The 24,410-nt window shown below is 49.7% G+C and carries 27 protein-coding genes; 22 read left to right on the forward strand and 5 right to left on the reverse strand.

Going from position 1 to position 24,410, the window contains the following annotated elements; all coding sequences use genetic code 11:
- Positions 1-1,203, forward strand: coding sequence for a nitrate/nitrite transporter (locus tag ACVBDQ_RS07975; protein WP_011231355.1), 1,203 nt, complete (start codon positions 1-3; stop codon positions 1,201-1,203).
- A gap of 276 nt (positions 1,204-1,479) precedes the next feature.
- The gene (locus ACVBDQ_RS07980) at positions 1,480-1,986 is read left to right on the forward strand and encodes a MarR family winged helix-turn-helix transcriptional regulator (RefSeq protein WP_014195965.1); all 507 of its coding nucleotides are present in this window, start codon (positions 1,480-1,482) and stop codon (positions 1,984-1,986) included.
- Between the two features lie 81 nt (positions 1,987-2,067).
- Here ACVBDQ_RS07980 and ACVBDQ_RS07985 read toward each other — a convergent pair whose 3' ends face one another.
- Together ACVBDQ_RS07985 and ACVBDQ_RS07990 are read right to left on the reverse strand one after the other, a co-directional pair.
- The gene (locus ACVBDQ_RS07985) at positions 2,068-2,205 is read right to left on the reverse strand and encodes a hypothetical protein (RefSeq protein WP_011231352.1); all 138 of its coding nucleotides are present in this window, start codon (positions 2,203-2,205) and stop codon (positions 2,068-2,070) included.
- The gene (locus ACVBDQ_RS07990) at positions 2,165-2,380 is read right to left on the reverse strand and encodes a Fur-regulated basic protein FbpA (protein WP_041467865.1); all 216 of its coding nucleotides are present in this window, start codon (positions 2,378-2,380) and stop codon (positions 2,165-2,167) included. The genes ACVBDQ_RS07985 and ACVBDQ_RS07990 overlap by 41 nt, the downstream gene beginning before the upstream one ends.
- A gap of 180 nt (positions 2,381-2,560) precedes the next feature.
- Between ACVBDQ_RS07990 and ACVBDQ_RS07995 the strand changes: the two genes are divergently transcribed.
- The 10 genes from ACVBDQ_RS07995 (at position 2,561) to ACVBDQ_RS08040 (ending at position 12,057) form a co-directional block, all read left to right on the forward strand.
- Complete coding sequence (locus ACVBDQ_RS07995; RefSeq protein ID WP_011231350.1) at positions 2,561-2,866, forward strand: MerR family transcriptional regulator; 306 nt, start codon at positions 2,561-2,563, stop codon at positions 2,864-2,866.
- Positions 2,867-3,165: 299 nt separating this feature from the next.
- The gene (locus ACVBDQ_RS08000) at positions 3,166-3,477 is read left to right on the forward strand and encodes a PTS sugar transporter subunit IIB (protein ID WP_011231349.1); all 312 of its coding nucleotides are present in this window, start codon (positions 3,166-3,168) and stop codon (positions 3,475-3,477) included.
- Between the two features lies 1 nt (position 3,478).
- Positions 3,479-3,811 carry a PTS lactose/cellobiose transporter subunit IIA gene (locus ACVBDQ_RS08005; RefSeq protein WP_020279317.1) on the forward strand — a complete coding sequence of 111 codons (333 nt, stop codon included), beginning with the start codon at positions 3,479-3,481 and terminating at the stop codon, positions 3,809-3,811.
- 15 nt (positions 3,812-3,826) lie between these two features.
- The gene (gene celB / locus ACVBDQ_RS08010; protein ID WP_021321473.1) at positions 3,827-5,146 is read left to right on the forward strand and encodes a PTS cellobiose transporter subunit IIC; all 1,320 of its coding nucleotides are present in this window, start codon (positions 3,827-3,829) and stop codon (positions 5,144-5,146) included.
- 26 nt (positions 5,147-5,172) lie between these two features.
- The gene (locus ACVBDQ_RS08015; RefSeq protein WP_081130700.1) at positions 5,173-6,585 is read left to right on the forward strand and encodes a glycoside hydrolase family 1 protein; all 1,413 of its coding nucleotides are present in this window, start codon (positions 5,173-5,175) and stop codon (positions 6,583-6,585) included.
- Positions 6,586-6,743: 158 nt separating this feature from the next.
- The gene (locus tag ACVBDQ_RS08020) at positions 6,744-7,457 is read left to right on the forward strand and encodes a GntR family transcriptional regulator (protein WP_023634484.1); all 714 of its coding nucleotides are present in this window, start codon (positions 6,744-6,746) and stop codon (positions 7,455-7,457) included.
- Positions 7,458-7,902: 445 nt separating this feature from the next.
- Entirely contained in the window at positions 7,903-8,478 is a 576-nt protein-coding gene (locus ACVBDQ_RS08025; protein WP_144329590.1) for a YkoP family protein, read from the forward strand.
- 60 nt (positions 8,479-8,538) lie between these two features.
- Positions 8,539-9,387 (forward strand): metallophosphoesterase, encoded by an 849-nt coding sequence (locus tag ACVBDQ_RS08030; RefSeq protein ID WP_014195957.1) that lies wholly within the window; start codon positions 8,539-8,541, stop codon positions 9,385-9,387.
- Between the two features lie 173 nt (positions 9,388-9,560).
- The gene (locus ACVBDQ_RS08035) at positions 9,561-11,066 is read left to right on the forward strand and encodes a Na+/H+ antiporter NhaC family protein (protein WP_446663163.1); all 1,506 of its coding nucleotides are present in this window, start codon (positions 9,561-9,563) and stop codon (positions 11,064-11,066) included.
- A 64-nt stretch (positions 11,067-11,130) separates the two neighbouring features.
- The gene (locus ACVBDQ_RS08040) at positions 11,131-12,057 is read left to right on the forward strand and encodes an endonuclease I family protein (RefSeq protein WP_289666657.1); all 927 of its coding nucleotides are present in this window, start codon (positions 11,131-11,133) and stop codon (positions 12,055-12,057) included.
- A 163-nt stretch (positions 12,058-12,220) separates the two neighbouring features.
- On the opposite strand, the gene ACVBDQ_RS08045 is transcribed toward ACVBDQ_RS08040, so the two are convergent.
- On the reverse strand, positions 12,221-13,180 hold the full coding sequence (locus tag ACVBDQ_RS08045; RefSeq protein WP_446663164.1) for a bile acid:sodium symporter family protein: 960 nt from the start codon (positions 13,178-13,180) through the stop codon (positions 12,221-12,223).
- A 226-nt stretch (positions 13,181-13,406) separates the two neighbouring features.
- Here ACVBDQ_RS08045 and ACVBDQ_RS08050 point away from each other — a divergent pair, with 226 nt between their 5' ends.
- The 4 genes from ACVBDQ_RS08050 (at position 13,407) to ACVBDQ_RS08065 (ending at position 16,104) form a co-directional block, all read left to right on the forward strand.
- Positions 13,407-13,628 (forward strand): FeoA family protein, encoded by a 222-nt coding sequence (locus ACVBDQ_RS08050; protein ID WP_050367315.1) that lies wholly within the window; start codon positions 13,407-13,409, stop codon positions 13,626-13,628.
- Positions 13,629-15,620: a ferrous iron transport protein B gene (feoB, locus tag ACVBDQ_RS08055; protein WP_446663165.1), complete on the forward strand. Its 1,992-nt coding sequence runs from the start codon at positions 13,629-13,631 to the stop codon at positions 15,618-15,620.
- 14 nt (positions 15,621-15,634) lie between these two features.
- Complete coding sequence (locus ACVBDQ_RS08060) at positions 15,635-15,781, forward strand: FeoB-associated Cys-rich membrane protein (protein ID WP_075261408.1); 147 nt, start codon at positions 15,635-15,637, stop codon at positions 15,779-15,781.
- 113 nt (positions 15,782-15,894) lie between these two features.
- A complete protein-coding gene (locus tag ACVBDQ_RS08065) occupies positions 15,895-16,104 on the forward strand; it encodes a hypothetical protein (RefSeq protein ID WP_021321482.1) in 210 nt (69 codons plus the stop codon).
- 178 nt (positions 16,105-16,282) lie between these two features.
- Here ACVBDQ_RS08065 and ACVBDQ_RS08070 read toward each other — a convergent pair whose 3' ends face one another.
- On the reverse strand, positions 16,283-16,705 hold the full coding sequence (locus ACVBDQ_RS08070) for a type II toxin-antitoxin system death-on-curing family toxin (protein WP_013145233.1): 423 nt from the start codon (positions 16,703-16,705) through the stop codon (positions 16,283-16,285).
- Between the two features lie 20 nt (positions 16,706-16,725).
- Positions 16,726-17,007, reverse strand: a complete 282-nt coding sequence (locus tag ACVBDQ_RS08075; protein WP_013523845.1) for an AbrB/MazE/SpoVT family DNA-binding domain-containing protein — start codon at positions 17,005-17,007, stop codon at positions 16,726-16,728.
- 191 nt (positions 17,008-17,198) lie between these two features.
- Between ACVBDQ_RS08075 and ACVBDQ_RS08080 the strand changes: the two genes are divergently transcribed.
- From ACVBDQ_RS08080 to ACVBDQ_RS08105, 6 genes are all read left to right on the forward strand, one after another.
- Positions 17,199-17,393: a hypothetical protein gene (locus ACVBDQ_RS08080; RefSeq protein WP_023634432.1), complete on the forward strand. Its 195-nt coding sequence runs from the start codon at positions 17,199-17,201 to the stop codon at positions 17,391-17,393.
- Positions 17,394-17,794: 401 nt separating this feature from the next.
- A complete protein-coding gene (locus ACVBDQ_RS08085) occupies positions 17,795-18,391 on the forward strand; it encodes a DUF5317 domain-containing protein (protein ID WP_015374932.1) in 597 nt (198 codons plus the stop codon).
- Between the two features lie 242 nt (positions 18,392-18,633).
- A complete protein-coding gene (locus tag ACVBDQ_RS08090; RefSeq protein ID WP_110107763.1) occupies positions 18,634-20,460 on the forward strand; it encodes a bifunctional diguanylate cyclase/phosphohydrolase in 1,827 nt (608 codons plus the stop codon).
- A gap of 335 nt (positions 20,461-20,795) precedes the next feature.
- On the forward strand, positions 20,796-21,548 hold the full coding sequence (locus ACVBDQ_RS08095) for a DeoR/GlpR family DNA-binding transcription regulator (protein WP_446663166.1): 753 nt from the start codon (positions 20,796-20,798) through the stop codon (positions 21,546-21,548).
- Positions 21,545-22,456, forward strand: a complete 912-nt coding sequence (pfkB, locus tag ACVBDQ_RS08100) for a 1-phosphofructokinase (RefSeq protein ID WP_014195938.1) — start codon at positions 21,545-21,547, stop codon at positions 22,454-22,456. The genes ACVBDQ_RS08095 and pfkB overlap by 4 nt, the downstream gene beginning before the upstream one ends.
- A 25-nt stretch (positions 22,457-22,481) precedes the next feature.
- On the forward strand, positions 22,482-24,353 hold the full coding sequence (locus ACVBDQ_RS08105) for a PTS fructose transporter subunit IIABC (protein WP_020278816.1): 1,872 nt from the start codon (positions 22,482-22,484) through the stop codon (positions 24,351-24,353).
- The last annotated feature ends 57 nt before the right edge of the window (positions 24,354-24,410 follow it).

The following is a 24,410-nucleotide window of genomic DNA, read 5'->3' on the forward strand; positions in this document are numbered from 1 at the left end:
ATGGCGAGGAAATCGTTTTGGCGCGTCGGGCATGCGCCGACGCTATTGTCGTCGTTTTTGTATTTTGATATCAGCTTTATGATTTGGAACTTGCTTGGCGCGCTTGGTGTATTTGTCGCTGAGTCGTTTGCGCTCACGCCGGCGGAAAAAGGGATGATGGTCGCCATTCCCGTGTTGGGCGGGGCGCTGCTTCGCATTCCGATGGGGATGCTCGCCGACCGCTGGGGCGGGAAGCGGGCTGGTCTGCTTGGCATGGCGGTGACAGCTGTGCCGCTTGTGTGGGGGTGGCAGTTCGCTGACCGGATGTCGGATGTGTATGCGCTCGGATTTTTATTAGGGGTGGGCGGAGCCAGCTTTGCCGTTGCGTTGCCGCTTGCGAGCCGCTGGTATCCGAAAGAATATCAAGGGCTGGCCATGGGGATCGCTGGGGCCGGAAACAGCGGGACGGTGCTGGCAACGCTGTTTGGCCCGCGGCTGGCGGAGGCGTATGGGTGGAACGCGGTGTTCGGATTGGCGCTCGTCCCGCTAGTTGTTGTCTTTTTTCTATTCGCTTGGCTGGCGCGTGAATGTCCAACAGCGGTGAAACCCGTTTCGTTGCGTGAATACGGAGCCGTTCTCCGTCGAAAAGAAGCATGGCTGTTTTGTTTCTTCTACAGCTTGTCATTCGGCGGATTTGTCGGGCTGACGGGATACTTAGGCATTTTCTTCTTTGATGAATACGGCGTCAGTAAAGTCACGGCCGGCGATTTCGTCACCGCCGTCGTGTTTGCGGGCAGTTTCATCCGCCCGATTGGCGGTTATCTCGCTGACCGGATCGGCGGAATGCGGCTTCTTTCCTTGTTGTTTGCCGTTGGTGCGGTTTTGCTTGCGTTCATCGGCGCATTGCCGCCCCTTCTCATCGTGTTCGGATTGATGGTCGTTCTTTTTCTTTGCTTTGGTGCGGCAAACGGTGCTTTGTTCCAAGTCGTTCCAACCTGGTTTCCGAAAGAAGTCGGTTTGTTGACGGGCATCATCGGCGCCGCTGGCGGACTGGGAGGGTTTTTGCTGCCGAACGTGCTCGGGGTGATGAAGCAGTGGACCGGCTCTTCGGCGTATGGGTTTTGGATGCTTGCTTTCGTTTTCGCGATCGCGGTGATGGCTGCTCGTCGCCTTCAAGGGACGACGGTTACGATCGAACATTTCTCTCAAAAAGCAGCAGAATGAATGGGGCAACCCAAAGAGGCGCTGCAAACTTTCAAAGGAAATCGTTTGATTGAACGAAAAAACTGGTGGAAAACAGTCCTTTCTTTAGGCTGACAAAGAGGGTGCGGTTTTGCGACGTCCACCCTTATCACTGATTTCGGAAGGCTCTCGCCTCTGTAAGGAAACAGGCGGAGCCTTCTTCATCATCTTCCTTCAGAAAGCCTCCAACGGGTTTCAGACGAAGAGGGAGATCGATATAATAGGGAGAAGGAGGCAGGTGTCCAACCTTGAAAAGAAATGGAGGAAGAAATCGTGTCAAACGATCATGCGCTGCGTTTAGACCATCAGCTTTGTTTTGCCATTTATGCTTGTTCTCGTGAATTGACGAAGTTATATCGTCCTTTTCTTGAAGAAATAGGGATTACATATCCGCAATATCTCGTTTTGCTCGTGTTGTGGGAACAAGGGGAGACAACGATGAAAGAGCTTGGAAAACGATTGTATTTGGATTCTGGCACACTGACGCCAATGTTGAAAAGAATGGAGGAGAATGGTCTCGTTCAACGGTTGAGATCGCCAGAAGACGAACGGGTTGTGCGCATTGTTTTAACAGAACAGGGCGAGAAAATCAAACAAAAGGCACAATGCATACCAGAAGAAATTGTCAAACGAGTAGGGCTTTCCAATCAAGAGTGGAGCGAATTGTTGATGTTGCTGCGGTCGTTGCTTGTGCGGCTGAATGATGAACAACATTCTTCTTGGTCAAATGTGCCCGTACTCCAAAGCTGTCCGCGGCAATATTGATGTAACCCTGTCTATTGAAGAATGATGATGAGAAAAGGTGCCCGTGAAGAAATTCAGGGCACTTTCTCATTTGCGATCGTTTTACAATCGATTTTGCAAAAATCGAAGCAGTTCATCTGCTCGGTTGCCGATGAGCGCGATCAGTTGCTCAAACATCGCATCGCGCTCCAGATCGAGCTCAATGATGCGCTTGGCCAGTTCGAGCGCTTGTTTGTCCATGGCGGCGTCCTCCTTCGATCGTCTGGGCGGGGTGGAATCGTTCGTATTCGCGTCGCAGTTCGGCCATTGTCCATTCTTCAAGCCGCTCACGGTCAGCGGCTAAGCCGAACCGTACGAGCTGTTCAATATAAAATTGCTTTTTCTTCCGCACGGCGCTTCTCATCCATGTCCCCATTCGATTCCCTCCCTGTTTTTACCTTTACCATACTATCTTTTTCTTCAGTGTACAGCAAATGTGTTAAGCTCATTTACAGGAAATTTAAAAAATATGTTAATTTTATTTACAAAAGTTAGCGAGCTAACATCATTTTTTGTATAATTACGTTAGAAAATATAACGTATTGAGGTGAGGAGTATGACAGCTCATCCGCAAGAAGATCACTACAAATACAAAAAAGTCATTTCGATCGGGGTTGTCAGCGAACTGACCGGGCTGTCGCAACGGCAAATTCGTTATTACGAGGAACGGAAGCTGGTGTTCCCTGACCGTTCGAAAGGCATCCGCAAATATTCGTTCGCCGATGTGGAGCAGTTGATGAAAATCGCCAATCAGCGCGAGGAAGGGGTATCGACGTGGGAAATCCGTCAAGAGATGACGAAAGAGCTGCGCGAGCGGATGTTGAAAGGGCAAATGAATGCGCATTTTCGGCGGCGTTCCTAGGGGCGCGGGCAGATTCGAATTTTGGATGCATCCCCTGCTTGGAAGCAAAGCATGCAGAAAACCGCCTGGCCGTGTGCCAACAGGATGTAAACACAGCGGCGTTTGTCCAATCGTAAGAGCATAGTTGTTTGGCGCGCACAGAGATTCGTGCGTGCTTTTTTGTTTGCAGGATTAAAAGGTTGATTTTAAAAATATTAATCTTTTTTATTAAATGACTAGACAAATAAAAATAAATGTATATAATTTAAATTGAAAACGATATCATTTATTTTACTCAATGAAAAGAGGAGGAATGAATCATGAAACGGATTTTATTGGCGTGCAGTTCTGGCATGTCGACAAGCTTGCTAGTGACGAAAATGCAGGAGTATGCAAAATCCGTCGGTGAGGAGGCAGAGATTTGGGCGGTCGGCCAAGATCAGGCGAAAAAAGAGATGGCCCAAGCCGATGTCATTCTTATTGGCCCACAAATGAGCTTTTTGAAAGAGGAATTGCAAAAAGAAGCGCAAAAATACGGCATTCCAGTCGATGTCATTGACATGGTGGCTTATGGGATGGCGGATGGCAAAAAAGTGTATGAGCAGGCATTGAAATTGATGGGGGACAAGTAAGATGGAAAAAATCGATGTCAATCAACTCACCAATGAACAAGTCGCTTTCCAGTTGATTTTGCATAGCGGCAATGCCCGCAGCAAAATCGTCCAAGCCATCCGTGAATACCGGAACGGACAGGTCGGAGAAGCGGAGCGGCTGATTCAAGAAGCAGAGCAAGACTTAAGCATCGCCCATGATGTTCATTTTCAGCTCATTCAAAAAGAAGCGGGTGGAGAAGAAACAAATCTTACGTTGCTTCTTATGCATGCGGAAGACCATGTCATGTCAACGCTGGCAATGAAAGAAATTGTAAAAGAAATGCTTGCGCTGTTGAAGGAACGAAACGTGTAAAGGGAGGATGGCGACATGAACCAAGCATTATTCGAAAAACTAAGCAAAGTTCTCGTTCCGATCGCAGGAAAGTTGAACAATAGCCGTTATTTGCAAGTGTTGCGCGATGCGTTTATGTTAGCATTTCCGCTGACGATTTTCGGTTCGATCGCGGTCGTCATCGCCAACTTGCCGTTTTTGGACAAGGTGATGAGTGAAAACAGCCTCAATACATTCAAGGGGATGCTCGGCGTTGCTCCAAATGCAACGATGGGCGTGATGACGATTTTTGTTGTATTCGGCATTGGTTACTATTTATCGAAAAGTTATGAAGTCGAAGGGGTTTTTGGCGGTGCGATCGCGTTAGCTTCTTTTCTCTTGTTGACGCCATTCGTTTTGCAGGTTGAGGGGAAAGAGGCTGTGCAAGGAGTCATCCCGCTCGACCGCCTAGGAGCGAAAGGGATGTTTCTTGGCATGATTACCGCATTTACTGCTGGTGAAATTTACCGGAAGGTTGTGCAAAAAAATATTACAATCAAAATGCCGGCCGGGGTGCCGCCGGCGGTTGCGAAGTCGTTTGCGGCGTTGATTCCGGCGGTGGTCACCCTGACCTTCTTCCTCGTCGTTAATATCATTGTAACACAAATTTTTAAGACAAACATGCATGATGTCATTTACAATGCAGTGCAAGCACCGCTTGTCGGGCTGGGAAGCGGCATTATTCCAACGCTGATCGCGATTTTTGTCACGCAAATTTTGTGGTTTTTCGGATTGCATGGGCAAATCATCATTAACTCGGTGATGGATCCGATTTGGAACACACTGTCGCTCGAAAACTTAAATGCGTATACAAAAACGGGGGAAGTTCCGCATGTCGTCAGCAAACAGTTTATTGAAATTTACACGGTCGGCATGGGCGGAACGGGAATGACGCTCGCTGTCATTTTCGCCATCTTGCTCTTTATGAAGAGCAAGCAAATGAAGCAGGTGGCTAAGCTCGGGCTCGGACCCGGAATCTTTAACGTCAATGAACCGATTATTTTCGGTTTGCCGGTCGTGATGAATCCGCTCGTCATCGTCCCGTGGATTTTGGCACCGATGGTCGTCACGTTGGTGACCTATTTGGCGATGTCCTCAGGCCTTGTACCGCCGCCTAACGGCGTAGCGGTGCCGTGGACGGTGCCGATTTTCATCAACGGCATTATGGCGACGAACTCGCTGGCCGGCGGATTGCTGCAAGTGGTCAATTTCCTGATTGTGCTTGTCATTTGGTTTCCATTCTTAAAGTTCATTGACCGGATGAACTTGCAAAAAGAGCGGGAAGAGGGGCAAGACGCTGCGAAAAGTGCATCATAACGATACAGCAAATGAGGTGAATCACGATGGAACAACGATCAAAGCAACCAATCACGTATCGCTTTCCTGCCGGATTTTGGTGGGGAAGTGCGACATCAGCGACGCAAATCGAAGGAGCGGCAAACGAAGGGGGGAAAGGGAAGAACATTTGGGATCATTGGTATGAGAAGGAGCCACATCGCTTTTTTAACGGTGTCGGTCCGTCAACCACATCAGATTTTTATCACCGCTACAAAGAGGATATTGCTTTGATGAAGGAGATCGGGCATAATTCATTCCGGTTTTCGATTTCGTGGTCACGCTTGATTCCAGATGGAGTCGGTGAGGTCAATCCGGAAGCCGTGCGGTTTTACAATGCAGTCATTGATGAACTATTGGCGAGTGGGATCGAGCCATTTGTGAATTTGTATCATTTTGATATGCCGTTAGCAATGCAAAATATCGGAGGTTGGGAAAGCCGCGAAGTCGTGGATGCATATACCCGCTACGCCAGCATTTGTTTTGATTTGTTCGGGGATCGGGTAAAAAAATGGTTTACCCACAATGAACCGATCGTTCCGGTGGAAGGCGGGTATTTATATGATTTTCATTACCCCAACATCGTAGACTTCCGCCGCGCTGTACAAGTGGCTTACCATACGATGATTGCTCATGCCAAAGCGGTTGCCGCCTTCCGCAGGGCGGCGATACCGGATGGAAAGATCGGCATTATTTTGAATTTAACGCCGTCTTATCCGCGCAGCCAGCACCCTGCTGATGTGAAAGCGGCGCATATTGCCGATTTGTTGTTTAACAGGAGCTTCCTAGATCCTGCGGTGAAAGGAGAATACCCGCAAGATTTGATTGAACTGTTGGATGAACATGGATTTTTGCCTGTAACGGAAGCCGGTGATCGCGAGCTGATCAAAGAAAACACGATTGATTTGCTCGGCATCAACTACTATCAACCGCGCCGCGTCAAGGCAAAAGAAAATATGCCAAATCCGGACGCCCCGTTTTTGCCTGAACGGTTTTTCGATTACTATGCCATGCCGGGGCGGAAAATGAATCCGTATCGCGGTTGGGAAATTTATGAAAAAGGTATTTATGATATTTTAATTAATATAAAAGAAAAATATGGAAACATTGAGTGCTTTATTTCTGAAAACGGGATGGGTGTTGAAGGAGAAGAACGGTTCCGTGATGAAAGCGGCATGATTCACGATGACTACCGGATTGAATTCATTCAAGAGCATTTAAAATGGGTGCATCGCGCGATTGAAGAAGGAGTAAATGTTAAAGGTTACCATATTTGGACGTTTATGGACAATTGGTCGTGGACCAATGCCTATAAAAATCGGTATGGGCTCGTGGCAGTCGACTTGGAGAACGGTTTGAAACGAACCATTAAAAAAAGTGGTTATTGGTTTAAATCGTTGGCAGAAAACAACGGATTTTAAACGGAAAGCAAGGCGTCCCGGGCAGCGGGGCGCTTTTTGTCGGTTGGGAGGACGGAGCGGCAACGCAAAAGCAGTGAAGGAGAAAGCCGCATTGGCTATTGTGCAAACAGATGATTGTTCGTACAATGAAAATAGGACAATGACGAGGGATGAAAACGATGCCAAAATATGAGCAAATTTCTAACGAAATACGCAGACGAATTAAAGAGGGAGTGTATTCCCTAGACGAGCCGATTCCTGATGAAATCTCGCTCGCTGAGGAGTTTGGCTGCAGCCGGATGACCGTGAAACGGGCGCTTGATCTGCTTGTGTCCGAAGGGCTGTTGTATCGAAAGCGCGGCCATGGCACGTTTATTGTAAAATCCGCCATGCTTGATGGATTGGTGAACGTCGTCAGCAACGAAACGCTCGGCTTGACGAGTTTATTGAAAGGTCGAAAGGTGACAAGCCATATTATCACGTTTGAAGTGCTGTTTCCATCTGATGAGGTGGCTGCTCATTTGTGCATCGACGCGAACACACCGGTGTACCACTTAATCCGGCTGCGCAATGTGGATGGCGAACCGTACGTCATTGAACGGACGTATATGCCCGTCCATTTGATCCCGGGGCTCAACGAAACGGTGCTTCATGGCTCGATTTATCGTTACATCACTCACGAACTCGGCTTAACGATTGCAGGGTCGCACCGAAAGATCCGCGCGGATAAGCCGAATGAGCTTGATCGCCAGTACTTGCAGTGCGCACCCGACGATCCGGTGTTGGAATTGGAACAGGTTGGTTTTTTGAACAATGGAGAGCCCTTTGAATACTCCTTTTCCCGTCATCGGTACGACAAATTCGTATTCGTCACCGTCAGCACCCGCCGCTAAACGGCGCCTGCTTTCGCGATCCGGGAAGGCAGGCGCGTTTTGTTTGCCGTTCAGGGTTGTTCTTTCCGTCTTTCTTCTAGAGAGTTGGTGGTTTATTGAACGCTCTCCCACCTACGCTAACGCTTAGAGGTGGGAGATTCTTGGGAACACCCGCCCAACGGCAGGCTATGAACCAAGCCATCCCCGTGCGTCCCACGGTTCGACTGCCCTACAACGACAGCAAACGAAGCCCTTCCTGCAAAAACCCGATCGTTTGGTTGATCAGCTCCGCTTGTGTTCGGGTGGGATACAGCCTGGGGCAGGGGGTGAAATGGAACTGGACCTCAGTACGCGCGTCTCCCGACTGGTTATGCAGCGATTTTTTCTCCTTTTTTCTCCATTTATAATGGCGCTCGATCGATTCCATAATGTAAATGGATAGAACGAGCAGGGAAGGATGCCGCCAATGAGAAGCAAAGCGACGCAGTGGCTGTTGTCTGTATGGGGACTGATGGATCCGCTCTATTATGCATGTTCCCGCCTCGAATATGTTGGTGGGAAAGAGAACGGCTGTCGTTCCATTTTCCGCGTCCGTTTGCTTCGATACAAGGGTGAAACCATTCACCTTTCGGACGGAACGACGATCGCGGCCAATGACTGGCTGTTGAAAATTCACCTTCATAATGTTCGTCTGCTTCGCGAACTGATGCAGTATCGAAGCGATATTCAAAAAGGACGTTATATTTTCGAACAAGTGAAAGCCGGTTTGCCGCATGTCGCTCATCATCTTTACCATCACAAACAGTCCTCCCGCATAAAAGGGATCATCGGCGTGACGATGTTAAATAAAGGTTGTGAGAGACTCGGATTTGATGCCATTGACATTGGCAATTCATTTTACCGTTGGTTTAAAATGGCATCCCATTGGCCGATGATGACAGTGGCCCAACACCGTCTCATGCCGCTTGTCCGCCCGCCGAAATATTTGGTGATGTCAAAGGAAAAATTGTTTTCGTTGTACGGCTGCCATCTCATCCACTAACTCCCTCTTTCTTCTCTCCTCCGTTTCACTATAATGGGTATCGAGGGAGGAGAGAAGACGATGACTTTCTTTTTTGTTTTTCTTGCAATCTTGTTATTGCTTGCTTTGGCCATTCGCAAAGCCCACCGCAACACGTATGAAGCGGTTTTGCATAAAGTCCAAGTCGGCCGTTCAGAGGATGGAGACGGAGCCCTTCGGATTTTGCAGCTATCGGATTTGCATCTTGAAAAACTGTCGATCACCCCGGACGATTTATACGAAAAGCTGAAAGAGGAAGCGATCGATTTGATCGCGTTGACGGGCGACTTTTTGGACCGTGAGGAAAGCATCGCCAAGCTCAGTCCGTATTTGGCCGCGCTGAATGCATTGAAACCGACGTACGGCATGTATGCGGTGTTTGGCAACCACGATTACGTGCTTCAAGGCGAACCGTTTGCGCGCTTGAAAGCGACGCTTGAGGCGCACGGCTGCGTCGTCTTGCAAAACGAGACGAAAACGATCACCGTCAACGGTCAAACCGTCAATATCATCGGCATCGATGACTTTTACACGGGGCGCAGCGACATCAAAAAGGCATACGCCGGCGTGAAAGACGGCATCAACCTCGTGTTGACGCACGATCCGGACATCGTGCCGCATATGAAAGACTATCATTTTGACTACTTGTTGTCCGGCCATTTCCACGGCGGGCAAATTCATTGGCCAAAGCCGTACCATTTGGCGAAAATGAGCAAAACGCTCACCGAGCGGAACATGATCAAAGGTTATCATGAATGGGAGGGGAAACCGTTTTATATCAACGAAGGGCTTGGGCAAACCGGGGTGAACATTCGAATCGGCTCGAAGCCGGAAGTGACGCTCCACTTGTTGGCGCTGCCGTCCCGAAGAGAAGCAGTGAAAGCTGTCTAATTGGCAGCTTTTTATTTTTTTATTAGGCAGGAAAGCGGTTTCGCTTGCGCGTGCCACCATGCGGCGCGCTTTTTGTGTGGACTCGTCTCCCTGTTGTTGGGGGAAATCAATGACCGTTTGCATAGACAAGGGAAACAATCGCCATACTTTTTAAAGAAAGGAGTGAATGGCCAATGGAACCGTCGTGGAAAGCTCTCTTGCCATTTTTAGTTGTCATCCCGATTTCAATTTGGACGAAGCAAGTGATCCCTGGACTGTTTGTCGGGCTGTTGGTCGGCAGCTATTTCATGACGCCGTCGTTGCTTGGCGGGCTGCGGACGATGCTTCATTACGTCGTCGATAACTTGATGCAGACGAACAACATTCGCATTATCATTTTCTTGTATGTGTTCGCCGGTCTTGTCAGCATGATCAAATACACCGGCGGAATCAAAGGATTCGTCCATCTCGTCAGCAAAAAAGTGAAATCGGCCAAAACCGCCATGCTGCTGACGTGGATTTCGACGATGGTGACGTTTAGCGACCCCGATTTTCGCATCGTCACCGTCGCGCCGATCATGAAGGCGCTGCGCAAACGGCTTGGGCTGTCGTCCCAGCAAATCGGCTTTGCCATTGAGGTGACATCCAACCCGGTTGTCGCGCTCATCCCAATTGCCACCGCGTTTGTCGGCTATATGGTGTCGGTCATCGATAAGGCGCTTGATACGGCTGGCATCGGAGCGGAGCCGTACATCGTGTACGTCCGAAGCATTCCGTTTAACTTTTTCTCGTATGCCATTATTGCGGTTGGGCTCTACTACAGTTTTTTTGTCTATTCGTGCAAAAAACAAGCGGCAGTAAGCGAAAAGCGGAAAGAGGCGCCGATTCGAAGCTGGAACGAGCGGTTGGCGCTCGAAATGGCGGAAGAACAGCGGCCGGCTGACAATGAGCCCAATGAAGCGCAAGGGGAAGAAGGAGACGCGATGCAGACATGCCCGCGCGCTTACCAAAAAGAAACGCCGGTCAAGCCGTGGAATTTGATCGTTCCGCTTTCGATCGTGCTTGTCTTGACGTTGTTTTTAAGTTGGTGGGACGGCCGCCGGGGGGCAAGAACGTTTTGGCAGGCGTTTTTGCAAAGCGATGCGCTCGGTGCGATGTTGGAGGCGCTGTTGTTTACCGTGATCATTACAGTGGCCTTTTTCCTTTGGCAAAAGTTTAAGCTGAACGATTTATTGACTCATTTTGTTAAAGGCGGCAATGAGCTGATTTCCGTCATTTTAATGCTGGCGCTCATTTGGGCGCTGTCGGCTGTGGCGGAGGATTTAGGGTTTTCGCAATACATTACGGGCCATGTCAAAGAATGGATTCCGCCGTTTTTCGTCGCTCCGATTTTGTTTTTGCTTGGCGCCGTCATTTCCTATTTCATCGGCTCGTCATGGGGGACGTGGGGGATGTTGATGCCGCTTGGTGTGACGCTCGCGAGCCAGTCGGGAACGAACATTTTGCCGGTCATCGGCGCGGTGTTTGCGAGTGGGACGTTCGGGGCGTTTGCGTCGCCGCTTAGCGACAATACGGTGACGCTTTGCACTATTTTGGATTTGCCGGTGATGGAATACGCGCGAACGAAGCTGATTCCGTCGTTGATCGCCGCCGGCATCGCCGCCGTTTTGTTCGGCGCGACATCGTTTCTTTTGCATTAACGCTGTTGTCGTCCTCTTTCGTCTTCCGTGATACACTAAAAGAAAAAAGAGAAGGGGAACGCTGATGGGAGAGGCGGAACGGCGGCTTGAGGAGCTCGGCCAATGGCGGGAGGAAGATCCGAAAGAACGGCTCGAGCAGCTGAATGAGCGGCTCGCGGTGGAGGATGCGTATTATCAGGCCGCAGAAGATGAGCGGGCGCGCGAACGGTATTACCGCCGTCTGCCGCTTGAAGGGGACGGATTGATGTTGTTTGTCCGCTATCATGAACTGGTGGCGCGCACCCATAAGCGGCGGCTGCCGTATTTTTTCAGCAAGGATGAGTATTTGTACACATGGGTCGACTTGCAGCCGGACGGAACGGTGCGCAGTTTGTATTCGGGCGAGCGGAAAGATCCGAAAACGTTAATCGTCCAAGATGTGGAAACGATGAAGCGGCGTTATGACGAATTCCGCCAGCTGCTGAAAAAAGCCAAACAAGGGCCGGGCGAGGTGCACGAGCGGGTGAACACGATCGAGCAGCAATGGAAATTCAATGCGGAACATGTCGTTCCGCAGTCGTGGTTTGGCGCGCGTGAACCGATGAAAGGCGATTTGCATCATTTGTTCGTCTGCCAGCCGGAGTGCAATACGATGCGGTCGAATTTTCCGTACGCGGATTTCCCGTTTTACAATCCGGAAGATCCCGACGAACAAATCCAAAACCGCTGCGGCGTCGTCCATAACGGCTATTTCGAGCCGGAATACGGCAAAGGGACGGCGGCAAGGGCGATGTTGTACTTTCTGCTTCGCTACCCGAAGGCGATCGCAAAGTCGTTTCGGCGCAAAATCGATATTCCGCTCCTTGTCCGTTGGCACGAACAATTTCCGCCGACAGTGTATGAGCATCATCGCAACAGCGCGATTTTCTTCATCCAAGGCAACCGCAATCCGTTCATTGATTTCCCGGAACTAGCGGGAAGGATGGTGTTTCCGTTTGAGGGGGCGTTGTGAAATGAGGTTGAAGGCGAATATCGGCTTTTTTGTTTCCAAAGCGCATCTGAATCGCTTGGAAGTGGAGAAACAAGAGTGATGGCAAAAAAGCTGTCTCCCGAAATAAACGACCGTCTTTCGGGGACAGCTTTTTGCCTTGCTGCTAGACAAAGTGTGAAAGAGATCAAGCGGAAATGGTTTGTTCGTCCGCCGCGTGGCGGTCTGCTTGTTTGCGGAAGTATGTTGCGACAATCGGACCGGAAATATTGTGCCAGACGCTGAAAATAGCGCTTGGAACGGCGGCGAGCGGCGAAAAATGGGCGGTCGCTAAGGCCGCACCAAGCCCGGAGTTTTGCATGCCCACTTCAATGGAAATCGCCTTTTGTTTTGGCGGTGACAGGCGAAACAGTTTGGCAAACCAATACCCAAGCAGCAAGCCCAATCCGTTATGAACAACGACAATAAGAAAAATAAGCAGTCCGCTTTTGGCAATGGCCGCTTGGTTTTGTCCGACGACGGCGGCGACAATGGCCACGATGGCGATGACCGAAACGAGCGGCAGCGCCGGGATGCACGCTTTGACTTGCTTTTGGAACAGCGCCTGGGCGATGAGCCCTAAAACAATCGGAATCAGCACGACTTTGACGATTGACCAAAACAACGCGGCAGCGGATACGGACAGCCATTTTCCAGCTAAAAGCAAGATGAGCGAAGGCGTCAAAATCGGCGCCAAAATCGTCGAAACCGAGGTGACGGCGACCGACAGCGCCGTGTCCCCTTTCGCCAAATACGTCATGACGTTGGACGCCGTTCCGCCCGGGCAGCAGCCGACTAAAATAATGCCAAGCGCTACTTCACGCGAAACCGGCAAGAAATAAGCGAGCAAAAACGCGATAAGCGGCATGATCAGAAACTGGGCAACGACGCCGATCAACACATCAAGCGGACGCTTGAACACCTCTTTAAAATCGTTCGCTGACAGCGTCAATCCCATGCCAAACATCACGATGCCTAGAAGCGGCACGATATACGGAGCGATCCACGTAAATGCGCTGGGAGCGAAAAAGGCGAGCGCTCCAAACAGAAGCACCCAGATGGCAAAGGTGTTGCCGACAAAGTTGCTGATTTTTCCTAGTGTGTTCATTGAGCTTCCTCCTTGAGCAAAGATGGGAAAGATATACAAAAAATTATATATACTTTTCAAAAAAATTCAACTGATGAGGTGGCGAATTTTGAAGAAATGGTGACAATGAGGAATGATTGTGAAAAATGTCACTCCTTTTTTCTTAGCTTATGGTATGATTGAAATTGAGAAGAAGAATCATTATTGAACCACAGGAGAGCGGATAGAAAAACAGGGGGAAATGATCATGGTGCTGACTGATTTGCATAAAGGGGAAACAGCGGTCGTCGTCCGTCTGGCCATGGAGCAGGAGGCACTGAAACAGCGTCTTCTTCATCTAGGGGTGAAAGAAGGAAAAATGGTGCGGTTGAAAGCGGCGATGCCGTTTGGCGGACCGGTGATGGTCGAAGTCGATGGGCAGGCAATCGGCTTGCGGCGCAAAGAGGCGGCGTCGATTGAGGTGAGATAAATGTATGTCGCTCTATTTGGCAATCCGAACACCGGCAAAACGTCATTGTTTAACTGCTTAACTGGGTCTTATGAATATGTGGGCAACTGGAGCGGGGTGACGGTCGAGAAAAAAATCGGAGTGCTCCGCCAGCACGGGGTTTCGGTGGTCGACTTGCCCGGCGTGTATTCGCTTCAGCCGCTGTCTCGCGATGAAGGAGTGGCGACCGATTTTTTATTGACCGAGCCGTGCTCAGCGATTGTCAATATCGTTGACGCGTCGCAGTTGCGCCGCAATTTGCATTTGACCGTTCAGCTGCTGGAATTTGGCCGTCCCGTTGTCATCGCGCTAAACATGGTTGATGTGGCGGAAAAACGAGGCGTGAAAGTGGACGCCGCTAAACTGTCGAAGTATCTTGGCGTTCCTGTTATCCCGGTCATCGCCCGAACCGGAAAAGGAACGAACGAATTGGTTCACGCCGTTTTGGCGGCAAAAGATAAGCCGCACCCGGCAATCGCGATCGATTACGGCGCCGAGGTGGAGGACGCCATCAGGCGCATTGCCGAGCAGCTGCCGGACGATGTGCCAGGGGACAAACGGTGGGTGGCGCTGCAGTTTCTTGAGGGAAATGAACGCATGGCTGCGTATTTGCATAATAGCATGGACCTTTCGCCGCTCGCGGCGATTCGCGCGGAGACGGAGCGGGCGCTTGGCGGCGCGCTCGCCAAGCATATTTACGAGGCGCGCGACCGTTGGATCGCTGAGGTGATCGCTGCTTCAGCCATTGAGTTCAAACATAAGCCGTTGACATGGACGGAAAAAATCGATGCGGTGGTGACGAACCGCTACGTTGGGCTGCCGATTTTTTTGGCGCTGATGTATGTGGTGTTTATGCTGACGTTTAACTGGCTGGGGACGCCGCTTGCCGATCGGCTTGATGCGTTTTTCTCCGGTCCGCTGGCAGATGGGTTGTCCCGTTTTCTCGACTGGGCAGGGGCATCGCCGTTTATCAAGGCGCTCGTCTTGGACGGCGTTGTTGCTGGGGTCGGCGGGGTGTTGGTGTTTGTGCCGCAAATTTTCATTTTGTTCTTTTTCATTTCTTTGCTTGAAGACTCCGGATATATGGCGCGCGTGGCGATGGTGATGGACCGGATGATGGAAGCGATCGGGTTAAACGGCAAGGCGTTTATCCCGATGATCATTGGCTTTGGCTGCAACGTTCCTGGAGTGATGGCGGCGCGGACGATTGAGCAGCCGAAAGAGCGGCTCATGACGATCTTGGCGCTGCCGTTCATGTCATGTTCCGCCCGCTTGCCGGTGTACGCCTTGTTTGCCGGCACGTTTTTCGCCCGCGAGCAGGCGCTTGTCGTGTTTTCGCTTTACGTGCTTGGCATTGTAGTGGCTTTGGGGCTTGCCAAGTTGTTCTCATCGACGCTCTTGAAAAACGAAAATTCGCTGTTTGTCATTGAATTGCCGCCATACCGCGTGCCGCAGGCGCTCACACTATGGCGAAGCACATGGGAAAAAGGGAAAGGATTCATCCGCAAAGCAGGAACCTTTATTTTCGGCGGTTCGGTCGCCATTTGGCTGCTGACGTATGTCGGGCCGCGTGGGGTTGGCGTTCCAATGGATGACAGTTTGCTGGCTGCGATCGGCGGGTTGATCGCACCGTTGTTGTCGCCGCTTGGCTTTGGCGCCTGGCAGGCAGGCGCCGCGTTGATCACCGGTTTTTTGGCGAAAGAAGTTGTGGTGTCGACGATGAATATTATTTACCACGTTCATGAAGCAAGCGGGCTGAAGAAAGTGATTGCTGCCCAGTTTACGCCGCTGTCGGCGTTCAGCTTTATGGTGTTCGTTTTGCTTTACACTCCGTGTCTGGCAACCGTGGCGGCGATCCGCAAAGAAACCGGATCGTGGAAATGGACGCTGTTGTCGATTGGCATCGCCTTAACGGTTGCTTATATGATTTCACTTCTTGTCTACCAAGCTGGAAAGATAGTAGGTTTTCCATGAAAGGAGAGAATATGATGATGGCGAATATCATCATTGGCGGAGCGATTTTTGCCTACGCCGGCTGGACGCTGGTCCGACACGTGAAAAAAAGCGCCAAAGGGGCGTGCGCGTCATGCCATGCAGCGGACCATTGCCGAGGCAGCTGCGGGACGGAGAGATAATCCGTTCAAGACAAACGGATTCCTGACGATGATCGGAATCCGTTTTTTCATTTTCCGACGAAAGACTTTCGCTTCCATGGTTGTAGGATAGCCAAAAAATAAGCGGGGATGCAATGGGCAAACTTTCGTTTCAACGGGCTCTGGAGGACAAAAGATCAGGCCGCTCTTTGTTTTGGCTGTTGGGTGTTGTTGCCTCAATGATGGCCGAAACACCGGGGGTAGAAAGCTTTTTTCGTTCAACCGTTGAAACTCAAGGGAAGACCGTGAGTGTGGAGGATAAACTTTTGACAATACTCAATACCTGCCGCAAGGTAAAAGTATGAAAAGCTGCGAATAGCGAAAAGGCGTCTTTGGATCAAGGTTCGCACAGTTGCGTAAAAACAAAGCAGCAAAAAACGATGTTGTTGTCCTGTCATCCAAGTTTACTGGGTTGGCGATGGAATTTCACGCAATAATTGAACTTGACCCGGCTTTGGCCCGCTCTTTTCCTCACTCTTTTCCTCATTCTTTTCGTTTTTGGATGGGACGGATGTAACTCTCTAATTCGTGGGCAAGATGCTGGATGCAATCATTTCCCCGGAACTTGGCATCCTCGACAAGGTACACCGTGAAATCTTCCGCTTCTTTATTGGTCATAGTGAACTCATATCCATTCAAATCAAGGAACGTGACGAATACGGTTAAAGCCGTCCGCTTATTGCCGTTGTGGAAAATATGACCTGTCGCGATGGAATGGTAATAGCAGCAAGCCTTTTCAATAATCGAAGGGAACTGTTCCTCCCCGAACAATTTCGTTTTCGGTCTTTCCAACATCCACGCGAATTTATCGGGGAATTGGATCCCCGCTTGTTCTGCGTCGTCGTACATTTCCATGACCGTGTAATGGATAAATAGGATTTCTTCCGCTGTCAAATAATAAACCATGTTTTCCTCCGGTTGCTCCTTTATCTATATTTCAAGTTGCGCAGCGCTTCGTCATATTTGGAGATCGCGCGGTTCATCGCCATCACGACTTCAGGACGGACTTCTTTTGGAATTCGGTTTGCGCGTTTCATCACGATTTCCCCTCGTTCCTTGTCGTAATATATTTCGATTTCATCGCCTTTATTTAGGTTTAGCATCGTGGCTAAATCTTTCGGGATGCTAACGGACAAACTATTCCCGACTTGGCTAATCCGACGTGTATACGTTTTGTCATCCTTGCTTCCCAACATTTCCGCGTCCATTTCTTTTTCATCTCCTTTCCATATAATGGGCAAAAAGGACGTTTTTATCCATAAAATTATTACTGTATAAACAATTATAACAATAATCTTCCGAAAAGCAATACGGAATAATAAAAAAGGGCTTTTTGTCTTTCAACGAGAAAAACGCATGCCGCATTTCTAGAATCGATGTCGTTAGGAGGGAAAGAGGAGTGCCGCATAAAGTGAGCTTGTACGGATATGCCGTCTGTGTGTTATGCCATGCCGGACATAGTGAGGTCGGAAGCGTCAAGCAGTGGAACATGAAACAGCCGCGTCACGGAACGGATCAACGACGGCTATCTTTATTATTGCTTGGGGGGGATTTAGTTGGTTTATCAAATATCTTTGTCTTGCAGAAGGAATGAGGGATATTCATTGTTGCGACGGACCATCCGTTTATTATCTTGCGCGTGAAGCCAATCCACATAAGCTTGGAAGCGGAACGGTGAGATGAACGAGGATGGCTTGCTGGCTGTGGGCAGGCGCGCCCAAGAATCTCCTGCCGCTAAGTGTTTGCGCAGTCGGGGGATCATTCCATTGAGGGTAGGTTCTTTTTCACTATTCAATGGATATACATGACGCTGTTTTTGTCGTTTCTTGTTTCAAAGAATGACGAAAACGAAAAGAAGGAAACGATATTCATCAAAATTTGTTTGTAGTTAGGACGAACGGACTATTTACATGGAATGAAAAAAACGGTAAAAATAGAAGTGAGGACAGTAGTTTAGAAAAAAGAGAAAATTCTGTTTATCAAGGGGACAGCATTATGGTTTACGATGGAATCATTTTGTCGTTGTTGATCGGCTGGTTTCGCGGCGGAAGCCTGAAAGGGTTGGCCAACATGAAATTGCGCGGCGGTTGGTTGTTTCCGCTCTTGTTGGCGGTGCAGTTTATCGTCTTTTTCCTTCAAGAACGCATCGAGTGGATCGCCAAAATGAGCAACGTTATTTTTCTTCTCGTCTATATCACAGGACTCGCATTTCTGTGGCTCAACCGCCATCAGCCGGGGTTTCCGGTCATCTTCGCCGGCGTCTTGCTTAACTTTATCGTCATGGCCGTAAACGGCGGACGGATGCCGGTATCGATCGAAGCCGCCCAATTTCTCGGCCGCGAATACATCGAAGCGTTAAAAGCCGGTCTGTACGGCAAGCACCAGGCGATCACATCGGATACGCTTCTGCCGTTTCTTGGCGACATCATCCCGCTGTCTCCGCCGTACCCGCGCCAACAAGTCATCAGCATCGGCGACGTTGTGATGAACGTAGGGGCGTTCTTGTTCATCCAGCATCTGATGCTCAGTGCACCGCGCCATGGGGCAGACGATGCTGAGAAAGAAACAACGGCCGCTCCTGCGAATCAATAAACTAATTTTTAAGGGGGAAAAGGACATGAAATTCAAAGCAAAACAAGTATTGATCAATTTGTTCATCCTCGGTTCGGTGATTGTGGCATTGACTTCTGGATTTAGACTGATTGAATAGTTGTGGCTTTTCTGCAAGATTTGATTCAAGATGTTTTCAACACTTGATTAAGAAAATGATTTCATGTATTGCGTCTCTTTTTAGTCTTATTAATCGAATTTTATTCACATGAGAGTGGTTATATATGGCGTTGAATTTTAAAGAAACAGAAAAAATTTATATTATCATAATTTCATTTTTAGGTTTGTCCAGCTTTTGGATTAATCTTGATTTCTTTGCTCAATCCCTTTGGGATTGGGTTTTAATTTATATGTTAGTTGGTTCCATTATTTTGTTGAATTTTTTTCCGATTAGTTTACCTCCTAAAGCTAATTCTTTCTCAATGGACTCATCTATTTATCTTGCTATTTTATTTTTATATGGCATTAGTTTTACTCTGAAAGTTTTGTTTATTTATAGTGTTGTGGAACTGTTTTACAGACGAAAAATGTCTTTTTGGAGACATTTATTTAATTTTTCAATGTATTGTTTGATGATATCAGGTGCCTATTATTCCTTTTTGTTTTTCCACGGAGAAATTGGAAAGATAAATTACTACAATCTCCTGCCTTATTTAGTTAGTTTACTGGTTTATTTCGGGATTAATGTTATTTTGATATTGCTTTTCTTTCTCTGCGTGGGTCAAATCTTTAAAGGGGCCCTAGAACTAGGAATTTTAAAAGAGGCATGTGTCAGCTATTCTATTACTCTATTACTTTCATTAGTTTTAGCTATTTTGTTATGGGAAGCAAAATACTTTGGGCTATTCTTACTGATTATTTTAGTGACATTGTTATCTTTTATCTTTAAAAAATTTTTGCAATTATACCAACTAGTCTCCAACCGCGCCAACAAAGACCACCTCACCGGTCTTTACAACCATGGCTTTTTCAAAGAAACGCTCAAGGAGCAGTTTTCCGACTGCAAACTGCTTAAACAGCCGTTGACATTGGCGTTCCTCGATCTGGACGACTTTAAAAAATACAATGACCGAAACGGCCATTTGCAAGGCGATCGTTTGTTGACTTTTTTCGGGAAACTACTGCAAAAAGCAGTCGAAGGGATGAACTTCACGGTCGCCCGCTATGGCGGAGAAGAGTTTGCCATTTTAATGCCCAACACGACGAAAGAAGACGCGTACGCGTTTTTAAACCGGTTGCGCAAAGAAGTGAACGATACATATTTTGAAGGCGTCGAGCATATTCCGTATCGTTGCCTGTCGTTTTCGTGCGGCATCGCCGAGATGGAAAAAGATATGTACGAAAGCGAGGAATTGATCCATCGCGCCGATCAAGCGCTGTATTACGCCAAGGCGCAAGGGAAAAACAACGTGCAGCTGTATGATAAGCACAATATGTGTTTGGATGAGATTAAGTTTAAGCAAGATTTGGAAGCGCTCGAGCAGCAAGTGAAATTTTTTCTTTCCAAAGATGTCTATACATACCGCCATAGCAAACGGGTGTTTAAATATGCGTTGGAGTTTGGCAGTCGTCTTGATGAGTTGACCGACCATGAACGGCAGACGCTCATTTTAGGGGCGCTCATCCATGACATTGGCAAAATTGAAGTGCCGCGCGATATTTTAAATAAGCGGGGAAAGTTGGAGAAGCATGAATGGGAGATCATTAAAAAGCACGTAACGTGGGGACGCGAGATTGTGGCGGCGGAGAAGCGGTTTGATGATTTGCTTCCGCTTGTCGAGCTGCACCACGAACGATATGATGGGAAAGGGTATCCGTACGGGCTGAAAGGGGAAGAAATCCCGAAACTGGCCCGCATTTTGTGTATTATCGATTCGTTTGACGCCATGACAACCGAGCGGCCGTACCAGCCGACGAAAACGTTTGAAGAGGCGCTTGAGGAAATCGAGCGCTGCGCAGGAACGCAGTTTGATCCGGTGTATGCGGCGAAGTTTATCGCGTTTGTGCGGAAGCATTATTTGCCGCTTGCCGAGATGGAGCAACTGAATTAAGTGAAAGAAGGCACTTGCCGATGGCAAGTGTTTTTATTTTTGGCTTTCCGTGAAAATCCTGCGCCGGCAAGCGGTGATTTTCAATCCCCGGGTGGAGGGCAAACCATTGCCCATGGACCTTTCTGTGAAAAATCAAGCGTCGGTGGGCTGTGACGTTCATGTGCTGGGAGTAGAGAGGAACATTTACTTATGGATGAGATTTTGATCGATTTTGATTGATTGAATTATTTATTTGATTTATATTGATAGAAAATGAATGTTTTTGATTGATTTTTTCACTATCTTGGGATATGATAGAGTTGTAAGCGATATCCCCGATGATCGGAGGTGGGAGTGTGCTGACAGAAGAACGTCACCGCCTCATTTTGGACCTGTTGGCGCAAAAAGGAGTCATCAAGCTGCAAGAGCTCGTGGAGGCGACTGGGGCGTCGGAGTCGACGATTCGCCGCGATTTGACGCAGCTTGAAACCGAAAAGAAACTGCGCCGTGTGCACGGCGGGGCGGCCTTGTTGCAGCAGAAGCGCGAAGAGTTAAGCGTATCGGAAAAGTCGTTGAAATATATCGAAGAAAAGCGGCGGATTGCCGCGTATGCGGCCAGTTTGGTCCAAAAAGGAAACTGCATTTATTTAGATGCGGGAACGACAACGTGGGAAATGATTCCACATTTAGCTGACAAAGAGGTCATCGTTGTCACGAACGGCGTGATGCATGTCGAGCGGCTGCTTGAGCATAACGTCACGACGTATTTGGTCGGCGGCATGATCAAGCCAAAAACGAAGGCGTTGATCGGGCGCGGCGCCATCGAGTCGCTGCGGCAGTACCGCTTCGACCAATGTTTCATCGGCGCGAACGGTGTTCATTACGACTATGGCTATACGACGCCGGACCCGGAAGAGGCACTGGTGAAATATACGGCGATGCAGTTGGCGCAGCGTGCGTATGTGCTTGCAGACCATTCGAAGTTGAATGAAAGCGCGTTCGCAAAAATTGCGGATTTGCATGAAGCGGTGTTGATCACCGATGAATTGGATGAAGAGTGGAACGATTTGTATCGAACAAAAACAACAGTAGAGGTTGTGGCTCCGTGATTTACACATGCACGTTGAATCCATCTGTTGATTATATCGTTCACCTCGATGAGCTGCATGTTGGTGAACTGAATCGTTCGGTGAAAACGTTCACATTTCCGGGCGGGAAAGGGATCAATGTATCGCGCGTGTTGAAGCGTTTGGATGTTGACAGCACGGCGCTTGGATTTGTCGGGGGATTTACCGGCGGGTTCATTGAAAGCGAGCTTCGGAAAGAAGGCATTGCCTGCGATTTTGTTCATGTCCCAGGGCAAACGCGCATTAACGTCAAACTGAAAGCTGGGCGGGAGACGGAAATTAACGGTGAAGGCCCGATGATTGCCGATGACGATGCAACGCAATTGATAGCGAAAATCGGAGCGCTTTCGGCCGGTGATGTGCTTGTGCTCGCCGGAAGCGCGCCGATGTCGCTGTCGGCGGACATGTACGAGCGATTGGCGGCTCGAGCGGTGAAACGGCGTGTTCGTCTTGTTGTCGATACGAGCGGTCCGGCGCTCGAGGCGCTGCTCGCCTGCCGGCCGTTTCTTGCCAAGCCGAATCACCATGAGCTGGCCGAACTGTTTGGCGCCGCTGTGCTGACGAAAGAAGACATCATCCTCTATGGCCGCCGATTGGTTGAAAGAGGAGTAGAGCATCTCATCGTCTCGATGGGCGGCGCGGGGGCGTTTTACTTCGGCCGGGAAGCAACGCTGTTTGCCGAAGCGCCAAAAGGAACGGTGAAAAATTCGGTCGGGGCGGGTGATTCGATGGTCGCTGGGTTTTTAGCCGCCCATACGAGCGGAAAACCGATCGAGGAAGCGTTCGCTTACAGTGTCGCCGCCGGAAGCGCGACCGCGTTTTCGGAAGATTTATGCACGAAAGAGGAAGTCGAAGCGCTCGTCGACCGCGTCCGCGTCGTGCGTTTATAGGAGGAAATCAAGGGGGGGCGTACAGATGAACGTCACGGATTTGTTAACAAAGGAAACGATGATTCTTGAACTTCGGGCAAAGACAAAAGAGGAAGTGATTGATGAATTGGCCGCGAAACTCGCCGAGGCGGGGGCGGTCAGCGATGTGGAGGCGTTCAAACGAGCGATTTGGGCGCGCGAACAACAAAGCACGACCGGCGTTGGAGATGGCGTTGCCATTCCGCACGCCAAAACGGCGGCGGTCAAGCGCCCGGCGGTGGCGTTTGGCCGTTCGACCGCCGGGATTGATTACGAGTCGCTGGACGGCCAGCCAAGCCATTTGTTTTTCATGATTGCGGCCCCGGAAGGCGGGGAACAGACGCATTTGCAGGCGTTGGCGAAACTATCGTCGCTGTTGATGGATGCCTCGTTCCGCACCCGGTTGGAGCGTGCTTCGGATGAAGAGGAGATCCTCCGTTTGTTCAAAGAGAAAGAGAACAAAAGGGAAGAACCGTCTCTGCAAGGCGCCCCATCTGGCGGCCGACGGAAAGTGCTGGCGGTGACCGCTTGTCCGACAGGAATCGCTCATACGTATATGGCCGCTGATGCACTGAAAGCGAAAGCGGCGGAAATGGGGGTGGCGATCAAAGTCGAGACAAACGGCTCCGATGGAGTGAAAAACGCTCTGACGGCGCAGGAGATTGAAGAGGCAACGGCGATCATTGTCGCAGCCGATAAACAAGTCGAAATGGACCGCTTCAACGGCAAACACGTCATTCAAGTGCCAGTCGCCCAGGCGATTCGTCAGCCGGAGAAGCTGATCGAGCAGGCGTTGCGCCAAGATGCACCGATTTATCGGGCGAGCAGCACGGCGCGAGGCAGCGCGGGAGCGGCGAAGCCGCGCACCGGTTTTTACAAGCATTTGATGAACGGTGTATCGAATATGCTTCCGTTTGTCGTCGGCGGCGGGATTTTGATTGCGCTTTCCTTCACCTTCGGCATTAAAGCGTTTGATCCGAAAGATCCGTCGTATCATCCGTTTGCCAAACTGTTAATGGACATTGGCGGCGGCAATGCGTTTGCGTTAATGGTTCCTGTGCTGGCTGCATTCATCGCCATGAGCATTGCCGACCGGCCGGGGTTTGCGCCGGGGATGGTCGGCGGTTTTCTGGCGGCGAACGGCGGGGCGGGTTTCTTGGGCGGATTGATCGCTGGCTTTCTGGCCGGGTATTTGGTCGTCGGGCTGCGCAAACTGTTCAGCCGCTTGCCGCAGTCGCTTGAGGGGATTAAACCGGTGCTGCTCTATCCGGTATTCGGCATTTTCCTCACCGGCGTCATTATGATGTATGTGGTCATCGATCCTGTCAAGGCGTTGAATGAAGGGCTGAAACATTGGCTTTCCGGCATGGGAACCGCCAACTTAGTGCTGCTTGGCGCGGTGTTGGGCGGCATGATGGCGGTCGATATGGGCGGACCAATCAACAAAGCGGCGTATACGTTTGGCCTGGCGATGATTGAAGCTGGCAACTTTGCGCCGCATGCAGCGATTATGGCTGGCGGGATGGTGCCGCCGCTCGGATTGGCGCTGGCGACAACGTTCTTTAAAAAGAAATTCACGAAAGCCGAGCGGGAAGCCGGAAAAACGTGCTATATCATGGGCGCTTCGTTCATTACCGAAGGGGCGATTCCGTTTGCCGCGGCTGACCCGGTGCGGGTCATTCCATCGATTATCGTCGGATCGGCCGTTGCGGGAGCGTTGACGATGTGGTTCCATATCGGGCTGCCGGCGCCGCACGGAGGGATTTTCGTCATCCCGATCGTCAAAGGCAGTGCATGGCTTTATATCTTGGCTATTTTGATTGGTTCCATCGTAACCGCATTGATGGTCGGGTTGTGGAAAAAAGAAGTGGAAGAATAATAGAAGAAGAGGCGTTTCGCCAAAGGCGGAGCGCCTTTTTTGTTATGGAGTTTGCTA

Source organism: Geobacillus sp. CCR, assembly GCF_052906625.1.

Bases quoted from the DNA above. Each gene is read 5' to 3' on its own strand.
- ACVBDQ_RS07975 (WP_011231355.1), top strand. From the start codon at position 1: ATGGCGAGGAAATCGTTTTGGCGCGTCGGGCATGCGCCGACGCTATTG.
- ACVBDQ_RS07980 (WP_014195965.1), top strand. From the start codon at position 1,480: ATGGAGGAAGAAATCGTGTCAAACGATCATGCGCTGCGTTTAGACCAT.
- ACVBDQ_RS07985 (WP_011231352.1), bottom strand. From the start codon at position 2,205: ATGGACAAACAAGCGCTCGAACTGGCCAAGCGCATCATTGAGCTCGAT.
- ACVBDQ_RS07990 (WP_041467865.1), bottom strand. From the start codon at position 2,380: ATGGGGACATGGATGAGAAGCGCCGTGCGGAAGAAAAAGCAATTTTAT.
- ACVBDQ_RS07995 (WP_011231350.1), top strand. From the start codon at position 2,561: ATGACAGCTCATCCGCAAGAAGATCACTACAAATACAAAAAAGTCATT.
- ACVBDQ_RS08000 (WP_011231349.1), top strand. From the start codon at position 3,166: ATGAAACGGATTTTATTGGCGTGCAGTTCTGGCATGTCGACAAGCTTG.
- ACVBDQ_RS08005 (WP_020279317.1), top strand. From the start codon at position 3,479: ATGGAAAAAATCGATGTCAATCAACTCACCAATGAACAAGTCGCTTTC.
- celB (WP_021321473.1), top strand. From the start codon at position 3,827: ATGAACCAAGCATTATTCGAAAAACTAAGCAAAGTTCTCGTTCCGATC.
- ACVBDQ_RS08015 (WP_081130700.1), top strand. From the start codon at position 5,173: ATGGAACAACGATCAAAGCAACCAATCACGTATCGCTTTCCTGCCGGA.
- ACVBDQ_RS08020 (WP_023634484.1), top strand. From the start codon at position 6,744: ATGCCAAAATATGAGCAAATTTCTAACGAAATACGCAGACGAATTAAA.
- ACVBDQ_RS08025 (WP_144329590.1), top strand. From the start codon at position 7,903: ATGAGAAGCAAAGCGACGCAGTGGCTGTTGTCTGTATGGGGACTGATG.
- ACVBDQ_RS08030 (WP_014195957.1), top strand. From the start codon at position 8,539: ATGACTTTCTTTTTTGTTTTTCTTGCAATCTTGTTATTGCTTGCTTTG.
- ACVBDQ_RS08035 (WP_446663163.1), top strand. From the start codon at position 9,561: ATGGAACCGTCGTGGAAAGCTCTCTTGCCATTTTTAGTTGTCATCCCG.
- ACVBDQ_RS08040 (WP_289666657.1), top strand. From the start codon at position 11,131: ATGGGAGAGGCGGAACGGCGGCTTGAGGAGCTCGGCCAATGGCGGGAG.
- ACVBDQ_RS08045 (WP_446663164.1), bottom strand. From the start codon at position 13,180: ATGAACACACTAGGAAAAATCAGCAACTTTGTCGGCAACACCTTTGCC.
- ACVBDQ_RS08050 (WP_050367315.1), top strand. From the start codon at position 13,407: ATGGTGCTGACTGATTTGCATAAAGGGGAAACAGCGGTCGTCGTCCGT.
- feoB (WP_446663165.1), top strand. From the start codon at position 13,629: ATGTATGTCGCTCTATTTGGCAATCCGAACACCGGCAAAACGTCATTG.
- ACVBDQ_RS08060 (WP_075261408.1), top strand. From the start codon at position 15,635: ATGATGGCGAATATCATCATTGGCGGAGCGATTTTTGCCTACGCCGGC.
- ACVBDQ_RS08065 (WP_021321482.1), top strand. From the start codon at position 15,895: ATGGGCAAACTTTCGTTTCAACGGGCTCTGGAGGACAAAAGATCAGGC.
- ACVBDQ_RS08070 (WP_013145233.1), bottom strand. From the start codon at position 16,705: ATGGTTTATTATTTGACAGCGGAAGAAATCCTATTTATCCATTACACG.
- ACVBDQ_RS08075 (WP_013523845.1), bottom strand. From the start codon at position 17,007: ATGGACGCGGAAATGTTGGGAAGCAAGGATGACAAAACGTATACACGT.
- ACVBDQ_RS08085 (WP_015374932.1), top strand. From the start codon at position 17,795: ATGGTTTACGATGGAATCATTTTGTCGTTGTTGATCGGCTGGTTTCGC.
- ACVBDQ_RS08090 (WP_110107763.1), top strand. From the start codon at position 18,634: ATGGCGTTGAATTTTAAAGAAACAGAAAAAATTTATATTATCATAATT.
- ACVBDQ_RS08105 (WP_020278816.1), top strand. From the start codon at position 22,482: ATGAACGTCACGGATTTGTTAACAAAGGAAACGATGATTCTTGAACTT.